At 49.4% G+C, this 24,116-nt stretch carries 21 protein-coding genes, 1 tRNA gene and 1 rRNA gene; 10 read left to right on the top strand and 13 right to left on the bottom strand.

Annotated elements, in window-relative coordinates:
- Positions 1 to 17 precede the first annotated feature (17 nt).
- Positions 18 to 974, bottom strand: a complete 957-nt coding sequence (gene hemC / locus CSW98_RS16940) for a hydroxymethylbilane synthase (protein ID WP_100801661.1) — start codon at positions 972 to 974, stop codon at positions 18 to 20.
- 349 nt (positions 975 to 1,323) lie between these two features.
- On the opposite strand from hemC, the gene CSW98_RS16935 reads away from it, so the two are divergent.
- Positions 1,324 to 3,852 carry a class I adenylate cyclase gene (locus CSW98_RS16935; RefSeq protein ID WP_100801660.1) on the top strand — a complete coding sequence of 843 codons (2,529 nt, stop codon included), beginning with the start codon at positions 1,324 to 1,326 and terminating at the stop codon, positions 3,850 to 3,852.
- Between the two features lie 13 nt (positions 3,853 to 3,865).
- Here CSW98_RS16935 and cyaY read toward each other — a convergent pair whose 3' ends face one another.
- Positions 3,866 to 4,180, bottom strand: a complete 315-nt coding sequence (gene cyaY / locus CSW98_RS16930) for an iron donor protein CyaY (RefSeq protein WP_100801659.1) — start codon at positions 4,178 to 4,180, stop codon at positions 3,866 to 3,868.
- 84 nt (positions 4,181 to 4,264) lie between these two features.
- On the opposite strand from cyaY, the gene lptM reads away from it, so the two are divergent.
- From lptM to CSW98_RS16895, 7 genes are all read left to right on the top strand, one after another.
- Positions 4,265 to 4,387 (top strand): LPS translocon maturation chaperone LptM, encoded by a 123-nt coding sequence (gene lptM, locus CSW98_RS17930; RefSeq protein ID WP_443083672.1) that lies wholly within the window; start codon positions 4,265 to 4,267, stop codon positions 4,385 to 4,387.
- Between the two features lie 26 nt (positions 4,388 to 4,413).
- Positions 4,414 to 5,667 carry a diaminopimelate decarboxylase gene (gene lysA, locus CSW98_RS16920; RefSeq protein WP_100801657.1) on the top strand — a complete coding sequence of 418 codons (1,254 nt, stop codon included), beginning with the start codon at positions 4,414 to 4,416 and terminating at the stop codon, positions 5,665 to 5,667.
- 9 nt (positions 5,668 to 5,676) lie between these two features.
- Positions 5,677 to 6,507, top strand: a complete 831-nt coding sequence (gene dapF / locus CSW98_RS16915; RefSeq protein ID WP_100801656.1) for a diaminopimelate epimerase — start codon at positions 5,677 to 5,679, stop codon at positions 6,505 to 6,507.
- A gap of 101 nt (positions 6,508 to 6,608) precedes the next feature.
- Complete coding sequence (locus tag CSW98_RS16910; protein ID WP_100801688.1) at positions 6,609 to 7,274, top strand: DUF484 family protein; 666 nt, start codon at positions 6,609 to 6,611, stop codon at positions 7,272 to 7,274.
- A gap of 4 nt (positions 7,275 to 7,278) precedes the next feature.
- Positions 7,279 to 8,238 (top strand): tyrosine recombinase XerC, encoded by a 960-nt coding sequence (xerC, locus tag CSW98_RS16905; protein WP_100801655.1) that lies wholly within the window; start codon positions 7,279 to 7,281, stop codon positions 8,236 to 8,238.
- An 11-nt stretch (positions 8,239 to 8,249) separates the two neighbouring features.
- Complete coding sequence (yigB, locus tag CSW98_RS16900; RefSeq protein WP_100801654.1) at positions 8,250 to 8,966, top strand: 5-amino-6-(5-phospho-D-ribitylamino)uracil phosphatase YigB; 717 nt, start codon at positions 8,250 to 8,252, stop codon at positions 8,964 to 8,966.
- A gap of 142 nt (positions 8,967 to 9,108) precedes the next feature.
- Complete coding sequence (locus CSW98_RS16895; RefSeq protein ID WP_100801653.1) at positions 9,109 to 11,616, top strand: bifunctional diguanylate cyclase/phosphodiesterase; 2,508 nt, start codon at positions 9,109 to 9,111, stop codon at positions 11,614 to 11,616.
- On the opposite strand, the gene cysQ is transcribed toward CSW98_RS16895, so the two are convergent.
- The 9 genes from cysQ to CSW98_RS16850 form a co-directional block, all read right to left on the bottom strand.
- Complete coding sequence (gene cysQ, locus CSW98_RS16890) at positions 11,586 to 12,371, bottom strand: 3'(2'),5'-bisphosphate nucleotidase CysQ (protein WP_100801652.1); 786 nt, start codon at positions 12,369 to 12,371, stop codon at positions 11,586 to 11,588. The two genes, CSW98_RS16895 and cysQ, sit on opposite strands and share 31 nt — an antisense overlap.
- A 21-nt stretch (positions 12,372 to 12,392) precedes the next feature.
- The gene (cysC, locus tag CSW98_RS16885) at positions 12,393 to 12,998 is read right to left on the bottom strand and encodes an adenylyl-sulfate kinase (RefSeq protein ID WP_100801651.1); all 606 of its coding nucleotides are present in this window, start codon (positions 12,996 to 12,998) and stop codon (positions 12,393 to 12,395) included.
- Positions 12,999 to 13,017: 19 nt separating this feature from the next.
- Positions 13,018 to 14,745 carry an SLC13 family permease gene (locus tag CSW98_RS16880; RefSeq protein ID WP_100801650.1) on the bottom strand — a complete coding sequence of 576 codons (1,728 nt, stop codon included), beginning with the start codon at positions 14,743 to 14,745 and terminating at the stop codon, positions 13,018 to 13,020.
- A 5-nt stretch (positions 14,746 to 14,750) separates the two neighbouring features.
- Positions 14,751 to 16,178 carry a sulfate adenylyltransferase subunit CysN gene (gene cysN, locus CSW98_RS16875; protein WP_100801649.1) on the bottom strand — a complete coding sequence of 476 codons (1,428 nt, stop codon included), beginning with the start codon at positions 16,176 to 16,178 and terminating at the stop codon, positions 14,751 to 14,753.
- Positions 16,179 to 16,201: 23 nt separating this feature from the next.
- Positions 16,202 to 17,110 carry a sulfate adenylyltransferase subunit CysD gene (gene cysD, locus CSW98_RS16870; RefSeq protein ID WP_100801648.1) on the bottom strand — a complete coding sequence of 303 codons (909 nt, stop codon included), beginning with the start codon at positions 17,108 to 17,110 and terminating at the stop codon, positions 16,202 to 16,204.
- 12 nt (positions 17,111 to 17,122) lie between these two features.
- Entirely contained in the window at positions 17,123 to 18,538 is a 1,416-nt protein-coding gene (gene cysG, locus CSW98_RS16865) for a siroheme synthase CysG (RefSeq protein WP_100801647.1), read from the bottom strand.
- 206 nt (positions 18,539 to 18,744) lie between these two features.
- Entirely contained in the window at positions 18,745 to 19,506 is a 762-nt protein-coding gene (locus CSW98_RS16860) for a phosphoadenylyl-sulfate reductase (RefSeq protein WP_100801646.1), read from the bottom strand.
- A complete protein-coding gene (cysI, locus tag CSW98_RS16855) occupies positions 19,499 to 21,214 on the bottom strand; it encodes an assimilatory sulfite reductase (NADPH) hemoprotein subunit (protein WP_100801645.1) in 1,716 nt (571 codons plus the stop codon). Before cysI ends, CSW98_RS16860 begins: the two co-directional genes overlap by 8 nt.
- A complete protein-coding gene (locus CSW98_RS16850; protein WP_100801644.1) occupies positions 21,214 to 23,028 on the bottom strand; it encodes an assimilatory sulfite reductase (NADPH) flavoprotein subunit in 1,815 nt (604 codons plus the stop codon). Before CSW98_RS16850 ends, cysI begins: the two co-directional genes overlap by 1 nt.
- A 179-nt stretch (positions 23,029 to 23,207) precedes the next feature.
- On the opposite strand from CSW98_RS16850, the gene CSW98_RS17665 reads away from it, so the two are divergent.
- Together CSW98_RS17665 and cowN are read left to right on the top strand one after the other, a co-directional pair.
- A complete protein-coding gene (locus CSW98_RS17665) occupies positions 23,208 to 23,378 on the top strand; it encodes a hypothetical protein (RefSeq protein ID WP_198517363.1) in 171 nt (56 codons plus the stop codon).
- 170 nt (positions 23,379 to 23,548) lie between these two features.
- On the top strand, positions 23,549 to 23,758 hold the full coding sequence (gene cowN, locus CSW98_RS17925; RefSeq protein WP_198517362.1) for a N(2)-fixation sustaining protein CowN: 210 nt from the start codon (positions 23,549 to 23,551) through the stop codon (positions 23,756 to 23,758).
- A 61-nt stretch (positions 23,759 to 23,819) separates the two neighbouring features.
- On the opposite strand, the gene CSW98_RS16840 is transcribed toward cowN, so the two are convergent.
- Together CSW98_RS16840 and rrf are read right to left on the bottom strand one after the other, a co-directional pair.
- Positions 23,820 to 23,910 (bottom strand) — tRNA-Ser (locus CSW98_RS16840).
- A gap of 125 nt (positions 23,911 to 24,035) precedes the next feature.
- Positions 24,036 to 24,116, bottom strand: a 5S ribosomal RNA gene (gene rrf / locus CSW98_RS17920); the annotation flags it as partial.

The raw sequence follows: 24,116 nt of genomic DNA, 5'->3' as shown, positions 1-24,116 counted from the left end.
CCCATCAGAAGGTAACTTTAGTGCTCACTGTATAACTTATCCAGAATGGCTCTGGCACCAAGCTCCAGCAGTTCTTCAGCAACTCGTCTGCCCAGAGCTTCAGCGTCACTGCGGTGGCCTGTTTTCTCCGCCCTAACAATATGGCTGCCATCTGGTTCACCAACCAGTGCCCGCAGCCAGATCCGATCGCCTTCAAGCTGAGCATAACTGCCGATGGGTACCTGACAACCGCCGTTCAGAGTCAGGTTCATTGCCCGCTCGCAACGCACCCTGTCTGCCGTATCCCGGTGATTCAGAGGAGCCAGCAATTGCAATATACGCTCATCATCCAGACGACATTCAATACCCACAGCCCCCTGACCAACAGCTGGCAGCGACTGCTCTGGCTCAAGAATGCGGGTAATACGCTCGTCCAGTTGCAAACGTTTAAGACCAGCTGCAGCCAGAATAATAGCATCATACTCCCCCGCATCCAGTTTGCTCAGACGAGTTCCTACATTACCACGCAGGTCTTTGATGTGCAGATCAGGACGAGCCTCTTTAAGCTGACACTGGCGCCGCAGGCTGCAAGTTCCAACAACAGATCCCTGTGGTAATGCATCAATACTGTCATAGGTATTGGAAACAAATGCATCTCGCGGATCTTCCCGCTCACAAATAGTTACCAGCCCCAGCCCTTCCGGAAACTCAACCGGTACATCTTTCATCGAGTGCACTGCAATATCAGCTCGCCCTTCCAGCATCGCCACCTCTAGTTCCTTAACAAACAGCCCTTTTCCTCCGACTTTTGCCAGTGGTGTATCCAGAATAATGTCTCCCTGTGTGACCATAGTCACCAGTTCAACACTCAGGCCGGGATGGATAGTTTCAAGTGCCTGTTTGATATAATGAGCCTGCCACATCGCAAGAGGGCTCTTACGTGTCGCAATTCTTACCGGTGTGGCATAAAGCGCTGCTGAAGAGAAGGATTGCATATCGGATTACTATTTGTCAGTGATAAAAACCCATCCTACCATTCTCTTTTACTGCCTCGCAGCAATTGATCCGGCTTAGGACAGAAATTGCTAATATTTTCAGCAAATCGAACAATTAGTGTGACCAAATTCTCAATTATGCACTAGACTATTACTAACCCCGAAGCGAAAAGTTAGAGACTGTGCCTAAGCCCTGACGTTAAATTTTATATCAGATCAGGCCTAACGGCGTGGTCGCATTTTCTTTACCTCGAGGCTGAAAAATGTTAGATTGATCACGTTTTGTTTTAATATTTGGTTATAAAGCAAACAAAATCAGTATTAAGGCTTTTCAATCAAGGAATTCCTCTTGCAGGCTTATACCCAAACGGTCATTCATCGACTTGATAATCTCAATCAGCAGCGCATCGAGCGTGCGCTGGCACTAATGGATGTCCAGAGCCAGCAAGTTTTTCATCTGATCCCTGTACTGCTGCATTTTAATCACCCTGCCATTCCGGCCTATTACTGCAAATCCGTTCCTACTGGCATCTTCAGCTTTGAGCCTAATGATATCCAACAACAGTTTATCGACCAGTTGCTTCTGACTCAGAAAGAACCCGTTTGTGTTACAGATTCTCCGGCAATACTGGCGCTGTACACAATGGGAAGCACCTCCTCTATCGGTCAAAGCACTTCCAGCGATTTGGATATCTGGGTCTGTGTATCTCCTCAAATGAACAGCAACGAACGTGCTCATCTGAGTAACAAATGCATGCAGATCACCGAGTGGGCAAAAGGCTACGGGGTCGAAGCGAACTTTTTCCTCATGGATGAAGAACGCTTCCGTAATAATCACTCTGAAGAGATGACCGGTGATAACTGTGGTTCCTCACAACACCTGCTACTGTTGGATGAATTTTATCGCACAGCAGTACGCCTTGCCGGTCAACGTCTGCTATGGCATATCGTTCCGCCGGAAATGGAAGAGTGTTATGACGAATACGTCGCACAACTTTGCCAGTCAGAAGTTGTTAACTGCAACGAATGGATCGATTTCGGCCAGTTGCACCGTATCCCTGCAGAAGAATACTTTGGCTCCAATCTCTGGCAGTTGTATAAGAGTATCGACTCACCTTATAAATCGGTGATAAAGGCTATTTTACTGGAAGCCTATTCCTGGGAATATCCGCATACACAGTTATTGAGTCTGGACAGCAAACGTCGTTTCTTCGCCCACGACCCGAACCTGTGTTGTATGGACGCTTACTTCCTGATGCTGGAGAAAGTAACCCGCTATCTGGAACGCATCCATGACCACACCCGGCTGGATCTGGTTCGCCGTTGTTTCTACCTGAAGACACATGAAAAACTCTCCCGGGAATCCGGCAACGGTACAGTCTCATGGCGACGTAGAGTGATGGAAGACATGGTTCAGGACTGGGGTTGGGACACAAGCACAGTTCAAGAGCTGGACAACCGACGTAACTGGAAAGTCGAACAGGTAAAAATCGTGCATGACAACCTGTTAGATGCCCTGATGCAAAGTTACCGTAATCTGATTCAGTTTGCCCGGCGCAATGATATTACCTCCGCAATCAGCCCACAGGATATCAGTATACTAGCACGTAAACTGTACGCCGCTTTTGAGGTTCTTCCCGGTAAAGTTACCCTGCTCAACCCTCAGATATCACCAGACCTGCATGAGTCAGATCTCAGTTTTATTCAGGTTCGGGAAGGTCGTAGTAACAAGGCTGGCTGGTATCTTTATAAACAACCGCCAACGCCCTGCCAGATGATCGGCCAGAAGTATCTGGAACATAATGAATATCTGAGCAAGCTGGTTGCCTGGTCCTTTTTCAACGGGCTAATCACTGAATCGACTCACCTGCACTCTCTGGTTAAAGATGCCGATTTGGATATCGATAAGTTCTACCAGATGGTCAGTGACCTGCGAAATACCTTTTCTCTGCGTAAGCGCCGGCCGAGTATGCAGGCTTTGGGAAGCCCTTGTGAAATCAGTCAGTTAACTATGTTTATCAACTTCGAAAATGATCCAACCGTCACGCTCAGCAATAAAGCACTGAAGGTGAATCCGAAAGATGTGGATATTTTTAGTTTCTCTGAGGAACAGATGAGTTTGGTCGGCAGTGTTGATCTGGTCTACCGTAACTCATGGCATGAGGTTCGTACCCTGCATTTTACCGGTGAAACCGCTATTCTGAACGCGCTCAAAACCATACTGGGCAAAATGCATCAGGATGCACTTCCCCCGGAATCGGTCGATGTGTTCTGTTACAGCAAAAACCTGCGAGGAGTGATCCGCAACGTGGTCTATCAGCTGTTAGCCGAATGTATCCAGTTACGTTTAAAACCGGTTGAACCTCAAAAACGCCGCCGCTTTAAAGCCATCAAAATTGCCAATCAGACGTTTGGCCTGTTCTTTGAGCGCCGGGGAGTCTCCGTACAAAAACTGGAAAATCCCGTCGATTTTTACAAAAGTATCTCTATCAATAAACTGACCGGCTCACCACTTTCTCTGCTGGATAAAGAGCAGGATTATGATATGCCCGAAGTCATTGACGGCTTTGCCAGTGAAGGACTGGTTCAGTTCTTTTTTGAAGACAGTGAAGCGGGGTTCAATATCTATGTACTGAATGAAGTCAACGATGTTGAAATGTATCACCAGTTCCACGGCAGCAAAGATGAAATTATCAGTAACGTTAACCGCTTCTATACCTCGAGTACTCTAGGTAAGAATACGGAACAACAGCCAGTAAACTTCAATCTGCCACAGTTTTATCAGATCGTACATCCGCATGATGGCAACAGCTATGTGGTTCCTTACCGTAACGACAGTTCCGTTACCTCTCGACCATCAAAAGCAGTTAACGCCTGACAGAGTGGCGATCTCAGACCCACTCGATGTCCTCGTCACTCTGCCTGTTGCACTCTTCTTTCACTAATGACAGCAGTTCCTTACCAGTTCGGGAACAGATCCACTGCTTATTCTGGTAGGAAAAATGATATCCGCCAGACTTTGAGGCCAGCCAGATTTCATGCATCGGCTCCTGTTTATTAATGATGATCTGACTACGGTTATCCATCTCCAGCGTCATCACATTGCCATGTACCTCATAATCCATATCAGCTCCGGAATTATCCACCATTTCTTCTATATCAGAGAGCACCTGATCCGCAAGTTGGTTAAATTCGGTATCATTCATCCTTTATGTCCTATTGCTTTTCTTATTGGTAGTGCGATTATAGGGGGCATTGGTTTATTAATCACGACTTACGCGAATAACACTATGAAAAAGACCCTCTTAGCACTTTGTTTACTTTCTGCCCTTAGCCTTACTGGCTGTGGCCAGACCGGCCCGCTGTATATGCCTGCTGACGATACCCAAAGTGAGCAGAGCGAGTCTCAATAACCGTCGTAAGAAAAAGGAACAGAGAATTGGATTACTTTAATTATCAGGATGATGGCCAGCTTTGGGCCGAAAATGTTGCTGTTTCAAATCTGGCAGAACAGTATGGCACCCCACTGTATGTATACTCCCGTGCAACACTTGAGCGTCACTGGAATGCGTTTGATAAAGCCGTCGGCACACATCCGCATCTGGTTTGTTTTGCCGTAAAGGCGAACGGCAACCTTGGCGTACTGAATACACTAGCACGTCTGGGATCTGGTTTTGACATCGTATCCGGTGGTGAGCTGGAACGGGTTGTCGCAGCCGGTGGTGACCCATCGAAGGTCGTATTCTCCGGTGTAGCCAAAACAGAGGCTGAAATGAAACGGGCACTGGAGCTGAACATCCGCTGCTTTAACGTAGAGTCAGAACCGGAACTGGAACGACTGAATAAAGTAGCCGGTGACATGGGAGTAAAAGCACCAATCTCTCTGCGTATAAACCCGGATGTGGATGCGAAAACCCACCCTTATATTTCAACTGGACTGCGTGACAATAAATTCGGCATCGCGTTCGAGCGAGCTCCGGAAGTCTACAAATTCGCTTCCAGTCTGGAAAACCTGAACGTCGAAGGTATCGACTGTCATATCGGCTCACAGCTGACCGATATCGACCCTTTTATTGATGCAACAGATCGTCTGCTGGCGCTTATCGATCAACTGATTGCCGACGGTATTCAGATCAAACACCTGGATGTCGGTGGCGGACTTGGTGTTGTCTATCGGGATGAAATGCCTCCACAGCCGTCCGACTATGCCAAAGCCCTGTTAACCCGTCTGGAGAATCACCCGGAAATCGAACTGATCTTCGAACCTGGTCGGGCCATTGCAGCAAACGCTGGTATTCTGGTGACTAAAGTTGAGTTTCTGAAACCGACTGAATTCAAAAATTTTGCCATTGTCGATGCCGCGATGAATGACCTGATGCGTCCGGCTCTTTATCAGGCGTGGCAGGATATCATTCCGTTGAAACCACGAGACGGCAAAGCCATGACTTATGATATTGTTGGTCCGGTATGTGAAACCAGTGATTTCCTTGGCAAAGACCGTGCTCTGGTACTGGAACAGAATGACCTGTTAGCAGTACGCTCTGCCGGCGCCTACGGTTTTACCATGTCCTCCAACTATAACGCCCGGGTACGGGCTGCAGAGGTGATGGTAGACGGCAGCAAAGCTCATCTGGTACGTCAACGTGAAGAAATCAGCAGCCTGTGGCAGCTGGAACAGATTCTGCCGGAGTAAACAGACACAATGCATTTCCATTTTTCTAAAATGCATGGGCTCGGCAACGACTTTATGGTTGTTGACTGTATCACCCAGAATATATTTTTCTCTCCGGAGCTGATCCGTCGTCTGGCGGATCGACATACCGGAGTTGGCTTCGACCAGTTACTGGTCGTCGAAGCCCCTTATGATCCGGAAACCGACTTCCATTATCGTATTTTTAATGCTGACGGCAGTGAAGTAGAGCAGTGCGGTAATGGTGCGCGCTGTTTTGCCCGTTTTGTACATATGAAAGGGCTGACCAATAAGTACAACATCCGGGTCAGTACTAAAAAAGGAAAAATGGTACTCCAGATTGAAGATGACGATCTGGTCAGGGTAAACATGGGAGAGCCTGTTTTTGAACCAGCTAAAATCCCGTTCAAAGCCAAGCAAGCAGAAAAAACCTATATTCTGCGGGTTGCTGATCAGACTTTATTCTGTGGTGCAGTTAGCATGGGTAATCCCCATGTTGTGACCACGGTAGAAAACACTGATACAGCCGATGTCGAAACTCTGGGACCATTACTGGAATCCCATGAACGTTTTCCTGAACGGGTTAACGCCGGTTTTATGCAGATCGTTAATCGCAATGAAATCCGCCTTCGGGTCTACGAACGAGGTGCGGGAGAGACACAAGCCTGTGGTAGCGGAGCCTGTGGAGCTGCAGCTGTGGGCATGATTCAGGGTACTTTGGATGACAAAGTCACTGTGCATCTTCCGGGAGGCGATCTGATCATCCAGTGGCAGGGACCAGGAAATCCACTATTTATGACCGGTCCTGCCGCACACGTCTTTGACGGCCAGGTAAATTGTTAGTTACCTGAACCGAAAGTAACACTATTCATATAACCGTAAGAGGATTTGTTTTGTCTAAGACAGAAGATGCGCTGGCGTTTGATACAGGCTCGGAAGCAACCATTGCAATACCGGAGCCGGATAGCCTGACAGCCGAAGTCGTTGCCAAGTACCTGAACGATTGCCCAGACTTTTTTCTGCACCGAAAAGACCTGGTAGAAAAACTGACCCTTCCTACCCGTGAGCAAGGCACGGTATCTCTGGTAGAAGTGCAGTTGAAACGTCAACGGCAGAGGATCAGCGAGCTGGAAGAAGAAATTACGCAACTTATGTCTTTGGCGGCCAATAATGATCGCACCTTCTATGAGTTTATGGATCTGCAGGAACAAGTGCTGAAATCCACATCGGTCAGTTCTATGATCGACTGTATTCACCATAAGGCAGCAGCACTAAAGCTCAGAGCCTATGTTCGTCTGAAAGACGCACCAGAAAGTAACTACCGGATACCGGAAGAAAATCTGCTGCAATTTTCAACCAACCATTTTAATGGTAAGGAAGCCTATCTGGGTCGCTTACGCAAAAGTGACCGAGAACTTCTGTTCGGGGGGCTTCCTGTACCAGAGTTAGGTTCTTATGTCATTCTGCCCCTGAGCAAGGGCTCTCCACAAGGGGTTCTGGCTTTTTCCAGCAGCGACGGTGGATACTTCCAGCCACATATGGACACTCTGTTCTTGCGTCATCTTGCTCTGGTTGTTTCCCATCTTCTCATCACGATGCAATGGCAGTAGTTTGATGAGTAAGCACTCACCTGCAACGGATAATGCGACCCTCTTGGTTCTGCCGGATACACTGGAAGAACCGATACAACGCTTTCTGGATTATCTGCAGAATGAACAGGGACTAAGCCATCACACACGGAAAAATTACCGCCATCAATTGAGACTCATTGCTGAGCTGTTATATCGCTCCGGTATCAGTCACTGGCAACAAGTTGATCCGGCTAAAGTCCGCCAGCTCATAGCCAAAGGTCAGGAAGCCGGGATAAAAGCCAGTAGTCAGGCAACCCGCCTCTCTTCACTACGCAGCTTTTTCGACTTTCTGCTCCTTAAGAATGAGCTGACTGCTAATCCAGCTAGGGGAATTGCCGCACCAAAGAAAGACAAGCCTCTGCCAAAAAATCTGGATGTGGATGAAATAGATCAACTACTGAGTGTCAATGAAGAAGACCCGCTTTCCATCCGGGACAGAGCTATGATGGAGCTCATGTATGGTGCCGGAATCCGCCTGGCCGAAATGATCAGCCTGAATGTAAAAGATATCCTGCCGGACAGCGATGAAATTAGGGTCACAGGGAAAGGAAATAAAGAACGCAAAGTTCCATTTTCCGGACTGGCTCGCGAATGGGTAAACCACTGGCTGAGTATACGTAGCAAGATACTCAGAGATCCTGATGAACAGGCATTATTTATCTCTAAGCTAGGCCGACGTATTTCCCCCAGAAATGTGCAGAAACGTATGGAAGAGTGGGGGCAGAAGCAACAGGTCGCCAGCCATATCACCCCCCACAAATTGCGCCACTCCTTTGCTACCCATATTCTGGAATCCAGCAATAACCTTCGGGCAGTGCAGGAACTGCTGGGACATGAAAATATCTCCACCACGCAGATCTACACTCACCTGGATTTTCAACATCTTGCTCAGGTATATGATCAGGCTCACCCCAGAGCAAAAAAAGACAAATCCAGTAGATAGACGGGCTCAGCATGCAATTTTACAAATGTCTCTCTCCCATCCATGCTATCACTTTTGACCTTGATGATACCCTTTACGATAACCGTCCGGTAATTAAACGGCTGGAAAAAGAGATGCTGATCTGGCTACATAGCCACCACCCACTTTCTGCAGCATTATCTGCGGATAAATGGCATCAGATAAAACAAAATATTGCAGACACAACCCCAGAGATCCGACACGATGTCACACTGTGGCGCACTCAGCAAATTAAACAGGGACTGATACAACTCGGATATTCAGAGCTAAAAGCCAGGCAGGCTTCTGAAACAGCCATTCAACACGTGCTCTGGCTGCGTAATCAGATTGATGTGCCGAAGGATACACACCGGGTAATGGCTGAGCTGGCCAGACACTTTCCTCTGGTAGCCATTACCAATGGTAACGTCAATCCACATAAAATAGGACTGGGTGATTATTTTCAGTTAATTCTGCAAGCAGGGCCGGATGGCCGCTCCAAGCCTTTCTCTGATATGTTTTCTCAGGCAGCCGATTTTCTCTCCCTGTCTCCCCGGCAAATCTTACATGTTGGCGACCACTTACGTACCGATGTTACCGGAGCACTGCAGGCCGGATTTCAGGCTTGCTGGATTAATAACCAGAAGCGGCAAATAAAACATGAACCGGAAAGCAGATTGCTGCCTCATCTGGAGATAAATCAGCTGGAAGAATTGCTGGTGCTTAGGTAGCTGTTCTGAAAATTTTGAACCAGACAGAAAATTTCAGAAAAAAATACTATTATTAGTAAAAAGTGATCTGTCACTAGTTATATATTCAATTATTTACGGCATAGTAATCAGCTAACTAAATGTAAAGTATCCGAACCATTAAATGCAATCGATTTCATTTGTAGTATCCAATGTGGATCAGCTGCAGGAAAAACTGAACACCCTCAGTAATAACATCGGGGAATCTGTACTTATTCAGGTTTATTCAACACAGTCACCACGAACTGTTGTTGAATACAGCTGCTTGTTAACTCAGGCATACCCGGATGCAGCGATCATAGGCCAAAGCTCCCGCTGTCTGATTCGGGACGGTGAACTCTGTTCATACGGAACGCTCATTTTATTGACTACCTTTTCTACCGTTCACCTCACCCATGCCTTCCAGCTTTATTCTGATGACTATACCGGAGACAGCCTTTCTCTGGTAAACCGACTGCAATTGGCCCCGAATACCAGAGCAATCATTAGTTGTGCTGACGCAGTATCAGCCAATGACCACCAGCTTTATTCGGCATTTGATACCTATGCACCATCCGTCCCGGTAGGAGGAGGCATAGCCGATACCACAGAGCACGGTCACTGGGTTCTTAGTGGCTGTCACATTATTCAAAACGGCTATGCCGCTGTCGCCATGCATGGTAAACAACTGCATGTATGGCAAAATCATTTTCATGAATGGAATCCTATCGGTCGCCGTTTTACAGTGACAGCCACCGAGGGTAACCGGGTTATCTCTCTGGATAACCTCCCGGCCTACAACATTTATAATCGCTATCTGGCAGACGGAACCCCTGTCAGCTTTCATCAACTACAGAATTTCCCTCTGTTACGCGGAGAACATGACCAGCAAAATATCTTCTTCCCAGTCCGGCTGTGTGATGACGGAGCCATTACTTTTCAGGAACCGGCAGATAACCAACATCCGCAGCTATCCGTCGGGGATGAAGTCCGTTTTTGCTATAATCACCCTAGTCTGACCATAGAACAGGTTCGTCTTAACGCTTATCAGCTTAGTGAGGAATTTCCTGACAGTATTTTCATCTATAACTGTTCTTCCAGACTAACGTTTATTTCCGATAACAGAGAGCTCACCCCTTTTGACAGCATCAGTGAAGCTCAGGGTGTCTATTGCGCAGGCGAACTATGCCGGGATCATAAACGGCAAAAAATCATGCACCACAGTCTCACCTATCTGGCGATGCGCGAAGGTGACATCTCTCCGGAACGTTCTCCGGCAACCATTCCGGAAAATAACAATCCGGTTTCCCCGCTGTTTTCCCTGATCCGAAATGCAATCAATGATGTGGATAACATGCAGAAGAATATGGAGCAGCAACTGGCAGAAAAGACTCAGAGGCTGACGGAAAGTTACCGTATAGAGCACAGAACCAACCTGCCGAACAGGGTCGCATTAAAAGAACGGCTTGCTTCCATGCTGCTTAATGAGCACCTCATCTGCATCAAGCTGAACAATTTTACGCAGATCAATGAAAAATATGGCTACCAGGTAGGAGATAATCTGCTGCGAGATCTCAGTGCGTACTGTAAAGAGCAACTGCAGGAAAAACTCGGCCATGTCTGCCAGCTGTTCAGCGTTGGAGTAGGTGAATGGGCCGTACTGTTCAAATCTGCGTCCAGTAGTGCCACATTACGGAAGCAGTTTTATGCATTCGCCGATCAGATAGAACATGTCAACTTCAAACCACACGGACTGCCCGAGATTGATTACCTGTCCATTTCAGTGACCGGAGGGTTATTCAGTCGACGGGATTATCCGGGGCTTCCTGTGGACGATATACTGCTAAAAGCAACCGAAGCCCGCCGTCATGCAATGAAGAATAACCGTCATATGTGCAATGCCAGAGAACGACAGCACGAACTGGACTCGAAACGCTCACAGCTTAGCTGGCTATCCTGCGTCAGCCGTGCTGTCGTAAACAATCAGGTACTGACCTATACCCAGCCAATCGTTCACGCACATGATCATAAATTGTCTTCTCTTGAATGTCTGGTACGAATCAGAGAAGGCGAACAGATTATTTCTCCAGGAGAATTTCTTCCGGTAATTGAAGGGACACACATGTATACCCGTCTCAGCCGGCAGATGATTGACCGGACTTTCAGGCTGATGAGACCCCGCAGTGAATCCTTCTCAGTGAACCTATCTCCACAGGATATGATGAGTGACAAAACCATCCAACTGCTGGAGAAAAACCTGCTTATGATGAACAACTCAAGCAGAGTTGGTCTGGAAGTACTGGAAACAGAACAGATTAAAGACTATGGCCGAATGATAGAAGTGTGTGACCATTTGCGTAATCTGGGTGCCCGGATTATTGTGGATGATTTTGGTTCCGGCTATTCCAATATCGATGAAATTATTAAGCTGGAACCACAAATTATAAAGATTGACGGCAGCCTGATCCGAAATATTGATGTCAATCTGCGACAGAGAAAAATAGCGCAGACAATGATACAGCTCTGTCATGTTTTCGGCGCACAAACTGTTGCCGAGTTTGTACATAATGCAGAAGTTTGTACTATCGTCGAAGATATGGGCATAAATTACCTGCAGGGCTACTATCTGGGTCGTCCGGAACTGCTGGGGTAATCCCCTAAGGCATATACTGATACCTCAAAATACGGATTCAGTAGCGCTTCACGGTGATACTGCAAAGGCCGCCCGTCAAGCTGAGTAACTTTCGCTCCGGCACTGTCAGCAATACACTGGCCGGCAGCAGTGTCCCACATCATGGTCGGCCCCAGACGTGGATAAAGTTGTGCTTTGCCTTCTGCCACCATACAAAACTTCAGTGACGATCCGACAGACAACACCCTGTGTTCCCCCAGTACTTCCAGATAACCGGCCATTTCTGGGCTAGGATGAGAACGACTACCAACCACTACCGGAACAACAACCTGCGTAGTCACCCTGATTTGCTCACGCCCGATACGGTTTTCCCGCCATGCCTGTTGCCCGTCAGCAAGCCAGCCTGTTGCCAGAGCCGGAGCATAGACAACACCCAGCACAGGTTTACCAGCGTTAATCAGCGCAATATTGACTGTAAACTCCCCATTTTTACGGATAAATTCTTTTGTTCCATCCAGAGGATCCACCAGCCAGAACGTATCCCAATACTTTCTCTCCTGCCAGTGAGCATGTTCCGACTCTTCAGACAAAACCGGAATATCCGGCGTCAATATCTGCAGCCCATTCATAATAATCCGGTTGGCGGCTTTATCCGCAGCAGTCACTGGGCTTTTATCAACTTTTAACTCAACCGCAATGTCATCAGCGTAATAACGCATAATTTCAGCACCGGCTTCCAGAGCCAATAAATAAACCGATTCCAACAATGATTTCATTATAACTCCTTTACCACCCGACTACAGCACTTGCCGGAGCGTTAAGACCTCAATACAATCATCCACCAGCTGAGCCACTGTTTTACTCCCCGCCTGCAAGTGAATTTCCGGAGCGTCCGGTGCCTCATATTCAGAATCAATACCAGTAAACTGTTTGATTTCCCCGGCACGGGCTTTCTTATACAGACCTTTCGGATCGCGCTTTTCACACTCATCCAGAGGCGTATCAACAAACACTTCCAGAAACTCGCCTTCACCGAGCATTCCGCGAACCAGATCCCTTTCGGCACGGTGCGGAGAAATAAACGCACTCAGCACAATCAGACCGGCATCCGCCATCAGCTTGGCAACCTCACCGATGCGGCGGATATTTTCTTTCCTGTCCGAATCAGAGAAGCCCAGATCCCGACACAAGCCATGACGAATATTGTCGCCATCCAGAAGATAAGTATGATGACCACGCTCAGCCAGTTCATTCTCAAGCGCGCCCGCTACCGTTGATTTACCCGCTCCGGAAAGCCCGGTAAACCAAAGTACACAGGGCTTCTGCTTCTTCAGGCCGGCACGTTGTTCTTTATCCACCTGATGCTGGTGCCACACGATATTGTCAGCCTTTTCCGCTGTCATACAAAACTCCATAATAAAATTAGAAAGGGAACAACCGGGGGATCAGGGTCAGTACCAACCCAGAATACACCAAAGACACTGGCAGCCCTGTGCGCAGGTAGTCTTTCATCTGATAATTACCCACACTATAGACCAACAAATTTGTCTGATACCCGTAAGGGGAAATAAAACTAGCACTGGCACCAAACAGAACCGCCATGATAAACGGCATCGGATCGGCTCCGTAACCAACAGCCAGACTGTACCCCAGCGGAAATGCCAGTGCCGCCGCTGCATTATTGGTGACCAGCTCCGTCAATACTAACGTCAGCAGATACACGGCAATTAGAGCACCATACATTCCCCAGCCATTAAACAGAGAGATAAACAGATCGCCCATTTTGGCTGACAAGCCACTGCTGATCATCAGTTGTGCCAGCGACAATGCCGAACCGACAATCACCACGATATCCACAGGAAAACGCCGACGCAGTTCACTCAGGGTTGCCATACCGCTCATCACCAGCAGTAACAGGTATCCGGCCAGACCTTTCACCAGCGGCACCCAGTCCAGCAGAGCCGCCAAAATGACGACGGCAAAACCAGCAAGCGCCAGCATGCTACGGTTAGCATCCAGCCGGGCGCTGGAATCCAGGCTGTTCACCAGCACAAACTCCCGCTTCAGGCTTGGCTGTTGCTGGTTAAACTCTTTACCCGGCACTACCACCAGCGTATCTCCGGCGCACAGCTCGATGTTGCCTAAACCACCCGCCAGACGCTCATGACCGCGGCGAATAGCCACCACCACCGCGTCAAACTGCTCACGAAAGCATGCATCCTTCAGGGTTTTGCCCCGGATAGAAGCCGAATGGCTGACAATCACTTCCGCCAGATTCTGACCGTTCATATGGTGCTGACCGAACAGTTTCAGGCCTTTGATCTCCTGTAGCGTGGTCACACTTTCAATATCGCCACAGAACAGCAGCACATCGCCCTCTTCAAGGTGGGTTTCCGGGCAGACCGGCGCAATGGTGTGACCGTCACGGATCAGCTCTGCCAGAAACAGGCGACGCAACGCCCGTAACCCATTTTCATGCACCGTTTTACCCGCCAGCAGCGAGCCTTTCTCTAACCGGGCTTCCAGAAAATAAGGCAACTCATCCTGTTCATTATCATCCCGGTCAGGCAGTAAGTAGCTGAACGGAATTAAAATAGCCAGACCACCAAACAGTACCGCAACCCCAATAACACTGGGAGCAAAAAAGCCCAGAGCCGGCAGACCAATATCTTCTACAAAGCTGCTGATAATCAGGTTGGTAGAGGTACCGATCAGGGTCAGTGTTCCCCCCAGAATTGCTGCGTACGACAGCGGCAACAGTAACCGGGATGGAGCATGATGGTGATTACGTTTAATCGCGCCGATCAGCGACACCACCACCGCGGTATTATTGGTAAAAGAAGACAGAAACGCCGTCGACAGACCTAGCTTAGCGATAACATAAGCCTGCTTTCCGGCAGAAATCTGCTGACCCACCCAGCTAATCAGACGGGTCTTTTCCAGCGCAGTAGAAGCAAGGATCAGCAGAACCAGCGTCAGCAACGATGAATTGGTGAAATTCGCCGCCAAATCAGCCAGGTCCATCAGCCCGGTCTGAAAAGCAACAAACGCTGCCCCGGCAAACAGAAATGCCGGCTTAATGCGCGTCACCAACAGGCAGGTAACTATCACCCCTAACATCGCCAGAACTGTTCCCTGCTCTACCGTCATGCTCATTACCCCAGCAGTCTGCCCAGATTACGGGTGGCTTTGTACGGGAAATATTTTTGCAGCAGTGCCTTCAGCTCTGTTTCAAACGCTTCCATATCTGCTTCATCTGTTTCGGTTTCTTCCAGTGCTTCGCGAATCATACCGGCACCAACAGTCACGTTGGTCAGACGGTCGATCAGAATAAAGCCGCCGGTATCGGCACAATCCAGATAACGGTCAAACGGTACCTGAGAAGTCAGGCTCAGTTCACACTGACCAATCGCATTCAGCGGCAGGCTGTCAGCGTCAAAACGTTCCAGATTGTTGATGTTAACCTGATGACGGATCGCGTCCACAGAACCAATAGTTTTCTTACCGGCCACCTTAATATCGTACTGACGCCCCGCCTCCAGTGGCTTGTCAGCCATCCAGACGATATCGGCCAGCAGACGATTACTGGTGGCAACTTCCGCTTTCTCCGGCACAATCAAATCACCGCGGCTGATATCAATTTCATCTTCCAGCGTCAGCGTGATTGCCTGACCAGCCTGAGCACTCTCAAGCTCTCCATCAAAGGTAACGATCTGCTTCACCCGCGATTCTTTACCAGACGGCAGCGCTTTCACCCGGTCACCCACTTTAATTTCGCCCGCGGCTAATGTGCCGGAAAAGCCACGGAAATCCAGATTCGGACGATTCACATACTGCACCGGGAAACGGAACGCTCCTGCTGACTGTTTCTGCCCAATCTCTGTGGTCTCTAACAGCGTCAGCAGAGACTCACCCTGATACCACGGCGTTTGCTCACTCAGATCAACCACGTTATCGCCTTCCAGCGCCGACAGTGGCACCAGCTGAATATCAATTTCGGTGTTCAGCTTAGCGGCAAATGCTAAGTAATCCGCTTTGATGCTTTCGAAACGCTCCTCAGAAAACTCCACCAGATCCATCTTGTTCACTGCAACGATAAAGTGACGAATACCCAGCAGGCTGGCGATATACGAGTGACGTCGGGTCTGATCCTGCACCCCTTTACGGGCATCAATCAGGATAACGGCCACATCACAGGTGGATGCCCCCGTTGCCATGTTACGGGTGTACTGCTCATGTCCCGGAGTATCGGCAATAATAAACTTGCGCTGTTTGGTCGAGAAATAACGGTACGCCACATCAATGGTAATGCCCTGTTCACGCTCCGCCTGCAGGCCATCCACCAGCAGTGCCAGATCCGGGCGCTCACCGGTAGTACCGACCTTCTGACTGTCGGCATGGATAGCCGCCAGCTGATCTTCATAAATCTGCTGAGAATCATGCAGCAGACGACCAATCAGCGTACTTTTACCGTCATCCACTGAGCCACAGGTAAGAAATCTCAGCAACGATTTGTGCTGATGCTGTTGCAGATAGGCTTCGATGCCCAGCTCTGCGACTTGCTGTTCAATAATGCTGTTCATAGTCGTTCCTTAATCCTGTTAACTTAGAAGTATCCCTGACGCTTTTTCAGCTCCATCGATCCGGACTGATCGTGGTCAATGGCTCGTCCCTGACGCTCGCTGGAGGTAGCCACCAGCATCTCTTCAATGATTTCCGGCAAGGTCGCCGCTTCCGATTCAATAGCGCCGGTCAGTGGATAACAGCCCAGCGTACGGAAGCGCACGCTCTTCTGTTCAATCTTTTCGCCCGGCTGCAGCTCCATACGGTCGTCATCGGCCATGATCAGCATGCCGTCACGGTCAACCACCGGACGTACTGCCGACAGATAAAGCGGCACGATATCGATGTTTTCCAGATAGATGTACTGCCAGATATCCAGCTCGGTCCAGTTAGACAGCGGGAACACGCGAATACTTTCGCCTTTGTTTACCTGCCCGTTGTAGGTTTTCCACAGTTCCGGACGTTGGTTCTTCGGATCCCAGGTGTGGTTTTTGTCACGGAATGAGTACACCCGCTCTTTCGCGCGCGATTTTTCCTCATCACGACGGGCACCACCAAAGGCTGCATCAAAACCGTACTTATTCAGCGCCTGCTTCAGACCCTGGGTTTTCATAATATCGGTATGCTTGGAAGAGCCGTGGACAAACGGGTTGATACCCATTTCCATACCTTCCGGGTTTTTGTGTACCAGCAGGTCAAAACCGTACTTCTCTGCGGTCCGGTCACGAAACTCAATCATCTCTTTGAATTTCCAGTCCGTATCCACGTGCAGCAGCGGGAACGGGATCTTGCCCGGATAAAAGGCTTTTCTTGCCAGATGCAGCATTACGGAAGAATCCTTACCGATGGAGTACATCATCACCGGATTATCAAACTCTGCCGCAACCTCGCGAATGATGTGGATACTTTCAGCTTCCAGTTGCTGAAGGTGAGTTAACTGTTTCTGTTCCATAACTTTTCCTGCTTAAACTAAACCGACAACAGCCTGAGAGGATGGCTCTGAAGCCTGATCCTGCGTACCAAACCAATGTAATTTTTCAGATAATCTGACCACTTCCCCAACCACAATCAGAGAAGGTGAAGCCGCACCTTCTGCCAGTTCGGCCAGCTGATGCAGTTCTCCGGTCAGTACTTTTTGTTGTTTCTGAGTCCCACGTTCGATAATTGCAACCGGGGTATCTGCGCCGCGCTGATGTTCCAGCAACTGCTGCTGAATATGGCTGGCTTTCATCAGCCCCATATAGATCACCAACGTTTGTCTGCCCCTAGCCAGTGTTGACCAGTCCAGCTCGTCGCCATCTGGTCGGCAATGTCCGGTAATAAACATCGCGCTTTGCGCGTAATCGCGGTGAGTCAGCGGAATACCGGCATAAGCGGTCGCACCCGCTGCTGCGGTAATACCCGGCACCACCTGAAATGGGATGCCAGCTTCAGCAGCGACTTCCAGCTCTTCGCCACCACGGCCAAAGATGAACGGGTCACCACCTTTCAGACGAACCACCCGTTTGCCCTGCTGGGCGTAATGCACCAGCAGGCGGTTGGTCTCATCCTGCGGCACGCTGTGGTGTCCGGCGCGCTTACCGACACAGACCAGATCGGCATCTCGGCGCACCAGCTCCATGATTTCGTCAGAGACCAGATAGTCATACAGCACGACATCCGCCTGCTGCATCAGCTGCAATGCACGCAGGGTCAGCAACCCGGCATCACCGGGGCCACAACCGATCAGAGCAATTTCTCCCTGAGGGGTCGGCTCATGGATACTCTGTTCCAGCACCTCGGCAGCCTGCTGCTCTTTACCGGCAGCAATCAGCTCAGCAAAGCGACCGCTAAATGCCTGCTCCCAGAACTTACGGCGTTCTGTTACCGAGCCCAGAGACTGTTTCAGGCGGTCACGAAAACCACCCGCAACCCGGGCCATACTGCCCAAGTGCTGAGGCAACAGCGCTTCCAGCTTTTCCCGCACCAGCCGCGCCAGTACAGGGGCTTTACCTGAGGATGAAATCGCCACAATAAGGGGAGAGCGATCTACGATGGACGGCACAATAAAGCTGCAACGAGGGGTATCATCCACTACATTGACCAGCACCTGGCGCTGATTGGCAGACTGATAAACACGTGCATTCACTTCTTTGCTGTCCGTTGCTGCAATGGCCAGAAACACCCCATCCAGATGTTCCGGCGAAAACTCATTCGCCAGAAGGGTCACTTTCCCATCCGCTACCAGAGCCTGAAATTCGGCATTCAGCTCAGGGGCAACCACCCGAACAGCAGCACCGGCTTTCAGCAGCATGCGGGTCTTACGCCACGCAACGTCACCACCACCTACAATCAGGCAAGGCCTTTGCTTCAGGTCAGCAAATATTGGCAGGTACTCCATCCATCTCTCCTCGATACTTTTCACTAGAGGCATTATGGCAAGGGTTTATATTTCCAGAAATTCTAATATCGAATTCTTTATTCCAAATAGTTACTAAAATTAATACGGACGACGGTAAGAAGACGAAGTTTTAGCCACAATCAGTGGGTTAGAAGTAATAAGAAAAGGCTTACGCTGAACAGGTAAGCCTTTAAGTTGAAGAAAAATCAGATACCGGAGCCGTTGACCTCACCGTCGTCTTCATGCAGGCCACATTCACGTTTCAGGCCGAAGAAACGAGTTTCCTCTTCGCTCATGCCCGGTTCCCATTTTTGCGTGGTATGCGTATCGCCGACCGACAGGTAACCCTGATCCCATAGCGGGTGATAAGGCAGGTCATGCTCTTTCAGATAGTAATGCACATTTTTATTGGTCCAGTCGATCACCGGCAAAAACTTAAACACACCATTCTGAATTGCCAATACCGGAAGGCTGGCTCTGGAACCGGCCTGCTCACGTCTCAGCCCGGAAAACCAGGTACCGGCTTCAAGCTCATTAAACGCGCGACGCATTGGCTCCACTTTGTTGAGTCGGTTATATTTTTCAATCCCTTCAACACCCTGTTCCCACAGCTTCCCGTAACGGGCTTCCTGCCAGGAAGGGCTTTCCGTGGCCCGGAATACCTGCAGGTTCAGTTGCAGCCGTTCAGCCAGTTGATCGATAAACTGATAGGTTTCCGGGAACAGATAACCGGTATCGGTGAGGATCACCGGAATGTCCGGCTTTTCCTGCGTCACCAGATGCAGCATCAGTGCGCCCTGAATACCAAAGCTAGAGCTCAGAACAAAGTTACCATCCAGATGCTCCAGCGCCCAGCGAACACGCTGCTGCGCTGTCATTAACTCCAGCTCCGCATTGATTTCTGCCAGGTGGAGCACTTGCTCCACCTTCGGCAAATCCAGCAGATCCGCTAATTTATAATCAGGCATGAAAATCCCTCTTTGATACCACGACCTCAGGCACAATCCCTTTACGGATAACAAAGTCACCAAACACTTCGTTTTCCTGACGCTCTGCGGCCCACTGGCCAATCAGGCTGTCCAGTTCTTCCAGAATCTGCTTGTCGGTAATGTTTTCTTTATACATCTTCGGTACGCGTGTACCCGCCTTGTTACCGCCCAGGTGCAGGTTATAGCGGCCCGGCCCTTTACCGACCAGACCCACTTCCGCCAGCATGGCGCGGCCACAGCCGTTCGGACAGCCGGTTACCCGCAGGATAATGTGCTCTCCGGTTAATTCATGCTTATCCAGCAGCCCTTCTACCTCGGTCACAAAGCCCGGCAGAAAACGTTCTGCTTCGGCCATTGCCAGCGGACAGGTCGGGAAAGACACACACGCCATAGAGTTCTTGCGCTGCTCGCTCACGCCATCATCAATCAGGCCATGTTCACGGGCAATCTGCTCGATCTGCGCTTTATCCGCACTGTCTACGCCAGCGATGATCAGATTCTGGTTAGCCGTCATGCGCATATCGCCCTTATGGACCTTGGCGATTTCCGCCACACCTGTTTTTAAAGGCTTACCCGGATAATCCAGCAGACGGCCGTTTTCGATAAACAGCGTCAGGTGATGCTTACCATCCACCCCTTCCAGCCAGCCGATACGATCACCGCGCTCGGTAAATTCAAACGGGCGGCTTGGTGCAAAGCTCACACCGGCACGCTTCTCAACTTCCTGCTTAAAGGTGTCGATACCCACGCGATCCAGCGTGTATTTTGTCTTAGCATTCTTACGGTTAGAACGGTTACCCCAGTCGCGCTGAGTTGTCACCACCGCTTCCGCAATCGCCAGCGTATGCTCCAGGCTGATAAAGCCAAAATCATCGGCACGGCGCGGATAAGTTGACGTATCACCATGGGTCATTGCCAGACCACCGCCTACCAGCACGTTAAAACCAACCAGCTGGCCTTCTTCGGCAATGGCGATAAAGTTCAGGTCGTTGGCATGCACATCCACATCATTCTGCGGCGGAATAACCACAGTCGTCTTGAACTTACGCGGCAGGTAATTACTGCCCAGAATCGGCTCTTTGTCGCTCTCTTCAACCTTTTCTCCGTCCAGCCAGATCTCAGCATAGGCTCGGGTTTTCGGCAGCAGGTGCTCACTGATTTTCGTCGCCCAGTCGTACGCCTGCTGATGCAGCTCAGATTCCACCGGATTCGACGTACACAGCACGTTACGGTTTACATCCCCGGCGGTAGCTATGGAATCAATACCAATTTTGTTCAGGGTCTGATGCATCTGCTTGATGTTTGGTTTCAGCACGCCGTGGAACTGAAACGTCTGTCGTGTCGTCAGACGGATACTGCCATACATGGTGCTCTCTTCAGCAAACTTGTCAATCGCCAGCCACTGTTTAGGGGTGATCACCCCACCCGGCATACGCGCACGCAGCATCACGTTATGCAACGGCTCCAGCTTCTGCTTGGCGCGCTCAGCACGGATATCGCGGTCATCCTGCTGATACATGCCATGGAAACGGATCAGCTGGAAGTTGTCGGCAGTAAAGCCGCCGGTCATATGATCCTGTAAATCCTGTTCAATGGTGCCGCGCAGAAAATTACTCTCGCGCTTCAGACGCTCATTATCAGCAAGTGGCCCTAACACTTCACCCAGTACTTCTTGTTGCTCGCTCATTAGTAGACATCCTTTTGATAACGTTTATCTTTGCGCAGCTGATTAATAAACTGCTCAGCTTCTTCGCGGTTTTTTCCGCCCTGCTCTTCAACAATGGCAATCAGCGCATCGTTAACATCTTTCGCCATTCGGGATGCATCACCACAGACGTAGATATACGCACCGTCTTGCAGCCACTGCCACACGTCGGTAGCGTTCTGCTTCAGTTTGTCCTGAACATAGACTTTTTCCTGCTGGTCACGGCTGAAAGCCACATCCATACGAGTCAGTACACCAGACTTGAGGTACTTCTGCCATTCAACCTGATACAGGAAGTCCTGCGTAAAGGTACGGTCACCAAACAGCAGCCAGTTTTTACCTTCAGCATCACGATTGTCACGCTCCTGAATAAAGGAACGGAATGGCGCAATACCAGTACCCGGACCAACCATGATCACAGGTTTGGCATCATCTTCCGGCAGCTTGAAGTGGGCGTTAGATTCAATGAACACCTTAACCGGGTCACCTTCTTCCAGACGCTGAGCCAGATAGCCTGAAGCACCGCCAAGACGGGTTTCTTCACCGTGAGCGTACTCCACCAGACCAATGGTCAGGTGCACTTCTTCATCCACTTCTGACTGACTGGAAGCAATGGAGTACAGACGCGGGGTCAGGCGGCGCAGCAGACCAGTCAGTTGCTCTGCCGTCAGCGCTGTTTTCTTCTCTGCCAGCACATCAACAATCTGCGTGGTTGAGGCATACTCTCTGAGCTTGTCTTTGTCACCCACCAGTTTTTCCAGACGCTTGCTGCCGGACAGTTCTGCGTACTTCGTCACCAGTTGAGGGTTGGCCGTTGTAATTTCGAACTTGCTGATCAGAGCCTGCTTAAGAGACAGCGTTTCATAGTCAACGGTCACCTCTTCATCACCCGTCAGGCCTACCTGAGCAACGACAGCATCCACTAAAGCCGGATCATTTTCATACCAGACACCCAGCGCATCGCCCGGCTGATAGGTCAGACCGGACTCATCCAGATCGATCTCGACATGACGGACATCTTTGCTTGAGTCACGGCCGGTGATTTTCTGGCTGGTCAGCAGAGTCGCCTGATAAGGGTTCTGCTTGGTGTATTGTGCTGTAGCGGCAGAGGTTGTCTGAGTGATCTCCGTTTGTGTCGTTGCCGTTGCCGGTGCTAGTGTTTCTTTCACCTTGTGCAGAGCCGCATCGCCCCATGCCGCAACGTCCGTTTCATAATCGACGTCACAATCAACACGGTCTAACAACGATTCAGCGCCCAGCTTCGATAAATACTCGTCAAAGTCTTTACCTGTCTGGCAGAAGAACTCATAGCTCGAATCGCCCAGCGCCAGAACGCCGTATTTCAGGTTGTTCAGTTTCGGGGCTTTCTTTGATTGCAGGAACTCGTGCAGCTCCATCGCATCGTCTGGTGCTTCGCCTTCGCCGTTCGTCGAAGACACCACGATAACGTGGGTCTCTTTGGCCAGGTTCTTACCTTTATAGTCACCGGCAGAAAACAGAGCAACGGGGATATCCTGAGCTATTGCCTTCTGTTCCAGCGCTTCTGCAACACCTTTGGCATTACCTGTCTGAGACGCATAAATAATGGTAAGTCTTCCGGCAGGCAGAGCCGCCACCGGAGCAGAAGAAACCGGTAGTTGCCCGCCTTTGACTGACTGATTCTGACTGAGTCCCCAAAGATAACCGCTGACCCAGGCGAACTGCTGTGGCGACATTTGTTCGGCTATTTGCTGCAACAGCTGAAGTTGCTGATCACCCAGCGGGCTGCTAAGAGCCGAGAGTTCCTTTAATAACATGACACGAGATTCCTATAACATTGCGTCCCGCCAGATTACCGATTTATGAAAATAACAAAAAAGAATAAATATGAATTTCTTATAACAAAAAGAAACTAATAGTAGGAATACACAAGCGCTATTCTCTAGCTCGTTAACTATAATTACATCAGTAGTCAAAACTAGAGAGGCGACTACAGATGGACTTTATAGATAAAATCCGCTTACGCGGTCAGGCTGAAGAAGACCTGTTCTTTGCAGAGCTGGATCGCCAGCTGATAGAAGCAATGCACGAAAGACTAAAGCATGAAAGCGAGGATAAGCCCAAAGACATACAGTCATCTATAGCAACTCAACACAGAGACAAATAGCTCACTAGCCACTTACTCTTGGTATTAAGTTTGCACTTACCCGTTAACGCCAGCAAGTCATAACCATACTCAGGAGGAATAATGGAAAACAAAGTGCCCGAAAGAAACCGGTATGTTTCTTTTGAAGGGATTCAGTGCAACCAAAATGCTGATAGTCTGATAGTCTGATAGTGATGCTGGAAAACAACCTAAATCAGAGAAAAGGCCAACAGCAATGGCACACCTACTTTGACAGTAAACGTCAACAACAGAAAAAATTCGGCCACGACAACCTGCATTTTATCGGCAACCAGATGAATTCACTGTATGAGTATTTAAAGCAATGTGACGATCAAGAGGCTCTCTGCTTATTGTATAAAATCGAACAGGAATGTTGTTAGATTTATTACAAAGCTGATATACAAAAAAGCCCGCTGATTTCTCAGCGGGCTTTTCAGATAGTGGCGGAGAGATAGGGATTTGAACCCTAGGATAGCTATTAACCATCGCCGGTTTTCAAGACCGGTGCTTTCAACCACTCAGCCATCTCTCCACAAATTGTCATTTTCAAATTAGTACATTGAAAATATTTGTTATCCGCAATACGAATAACTGTTTAGTTTTGCCTTTAGACTTCCCCTTAATAAAAAGGTCAAAATCTGAAAACAAGAAAGTAAAGCCTGGCGATGTCCTACTCTCACATGGGGAGACCCCACACTACCATCGGCGCTGTTGCGTTTCACTTCTGAGTTCGGCATG

Source organism: Vibrio sp. HA2012 (assembly GCF_002812955.1).
GTDB lineage: Bacteria > Pseudomonadota > Gammaproteobacteria > Enterobacterales > Vibrionaceae > Vibrio.
Note: the sequence above shows the minus strand (reverse complement) of the source record. Positions and strands in the feature narration are given on the sequence as shown.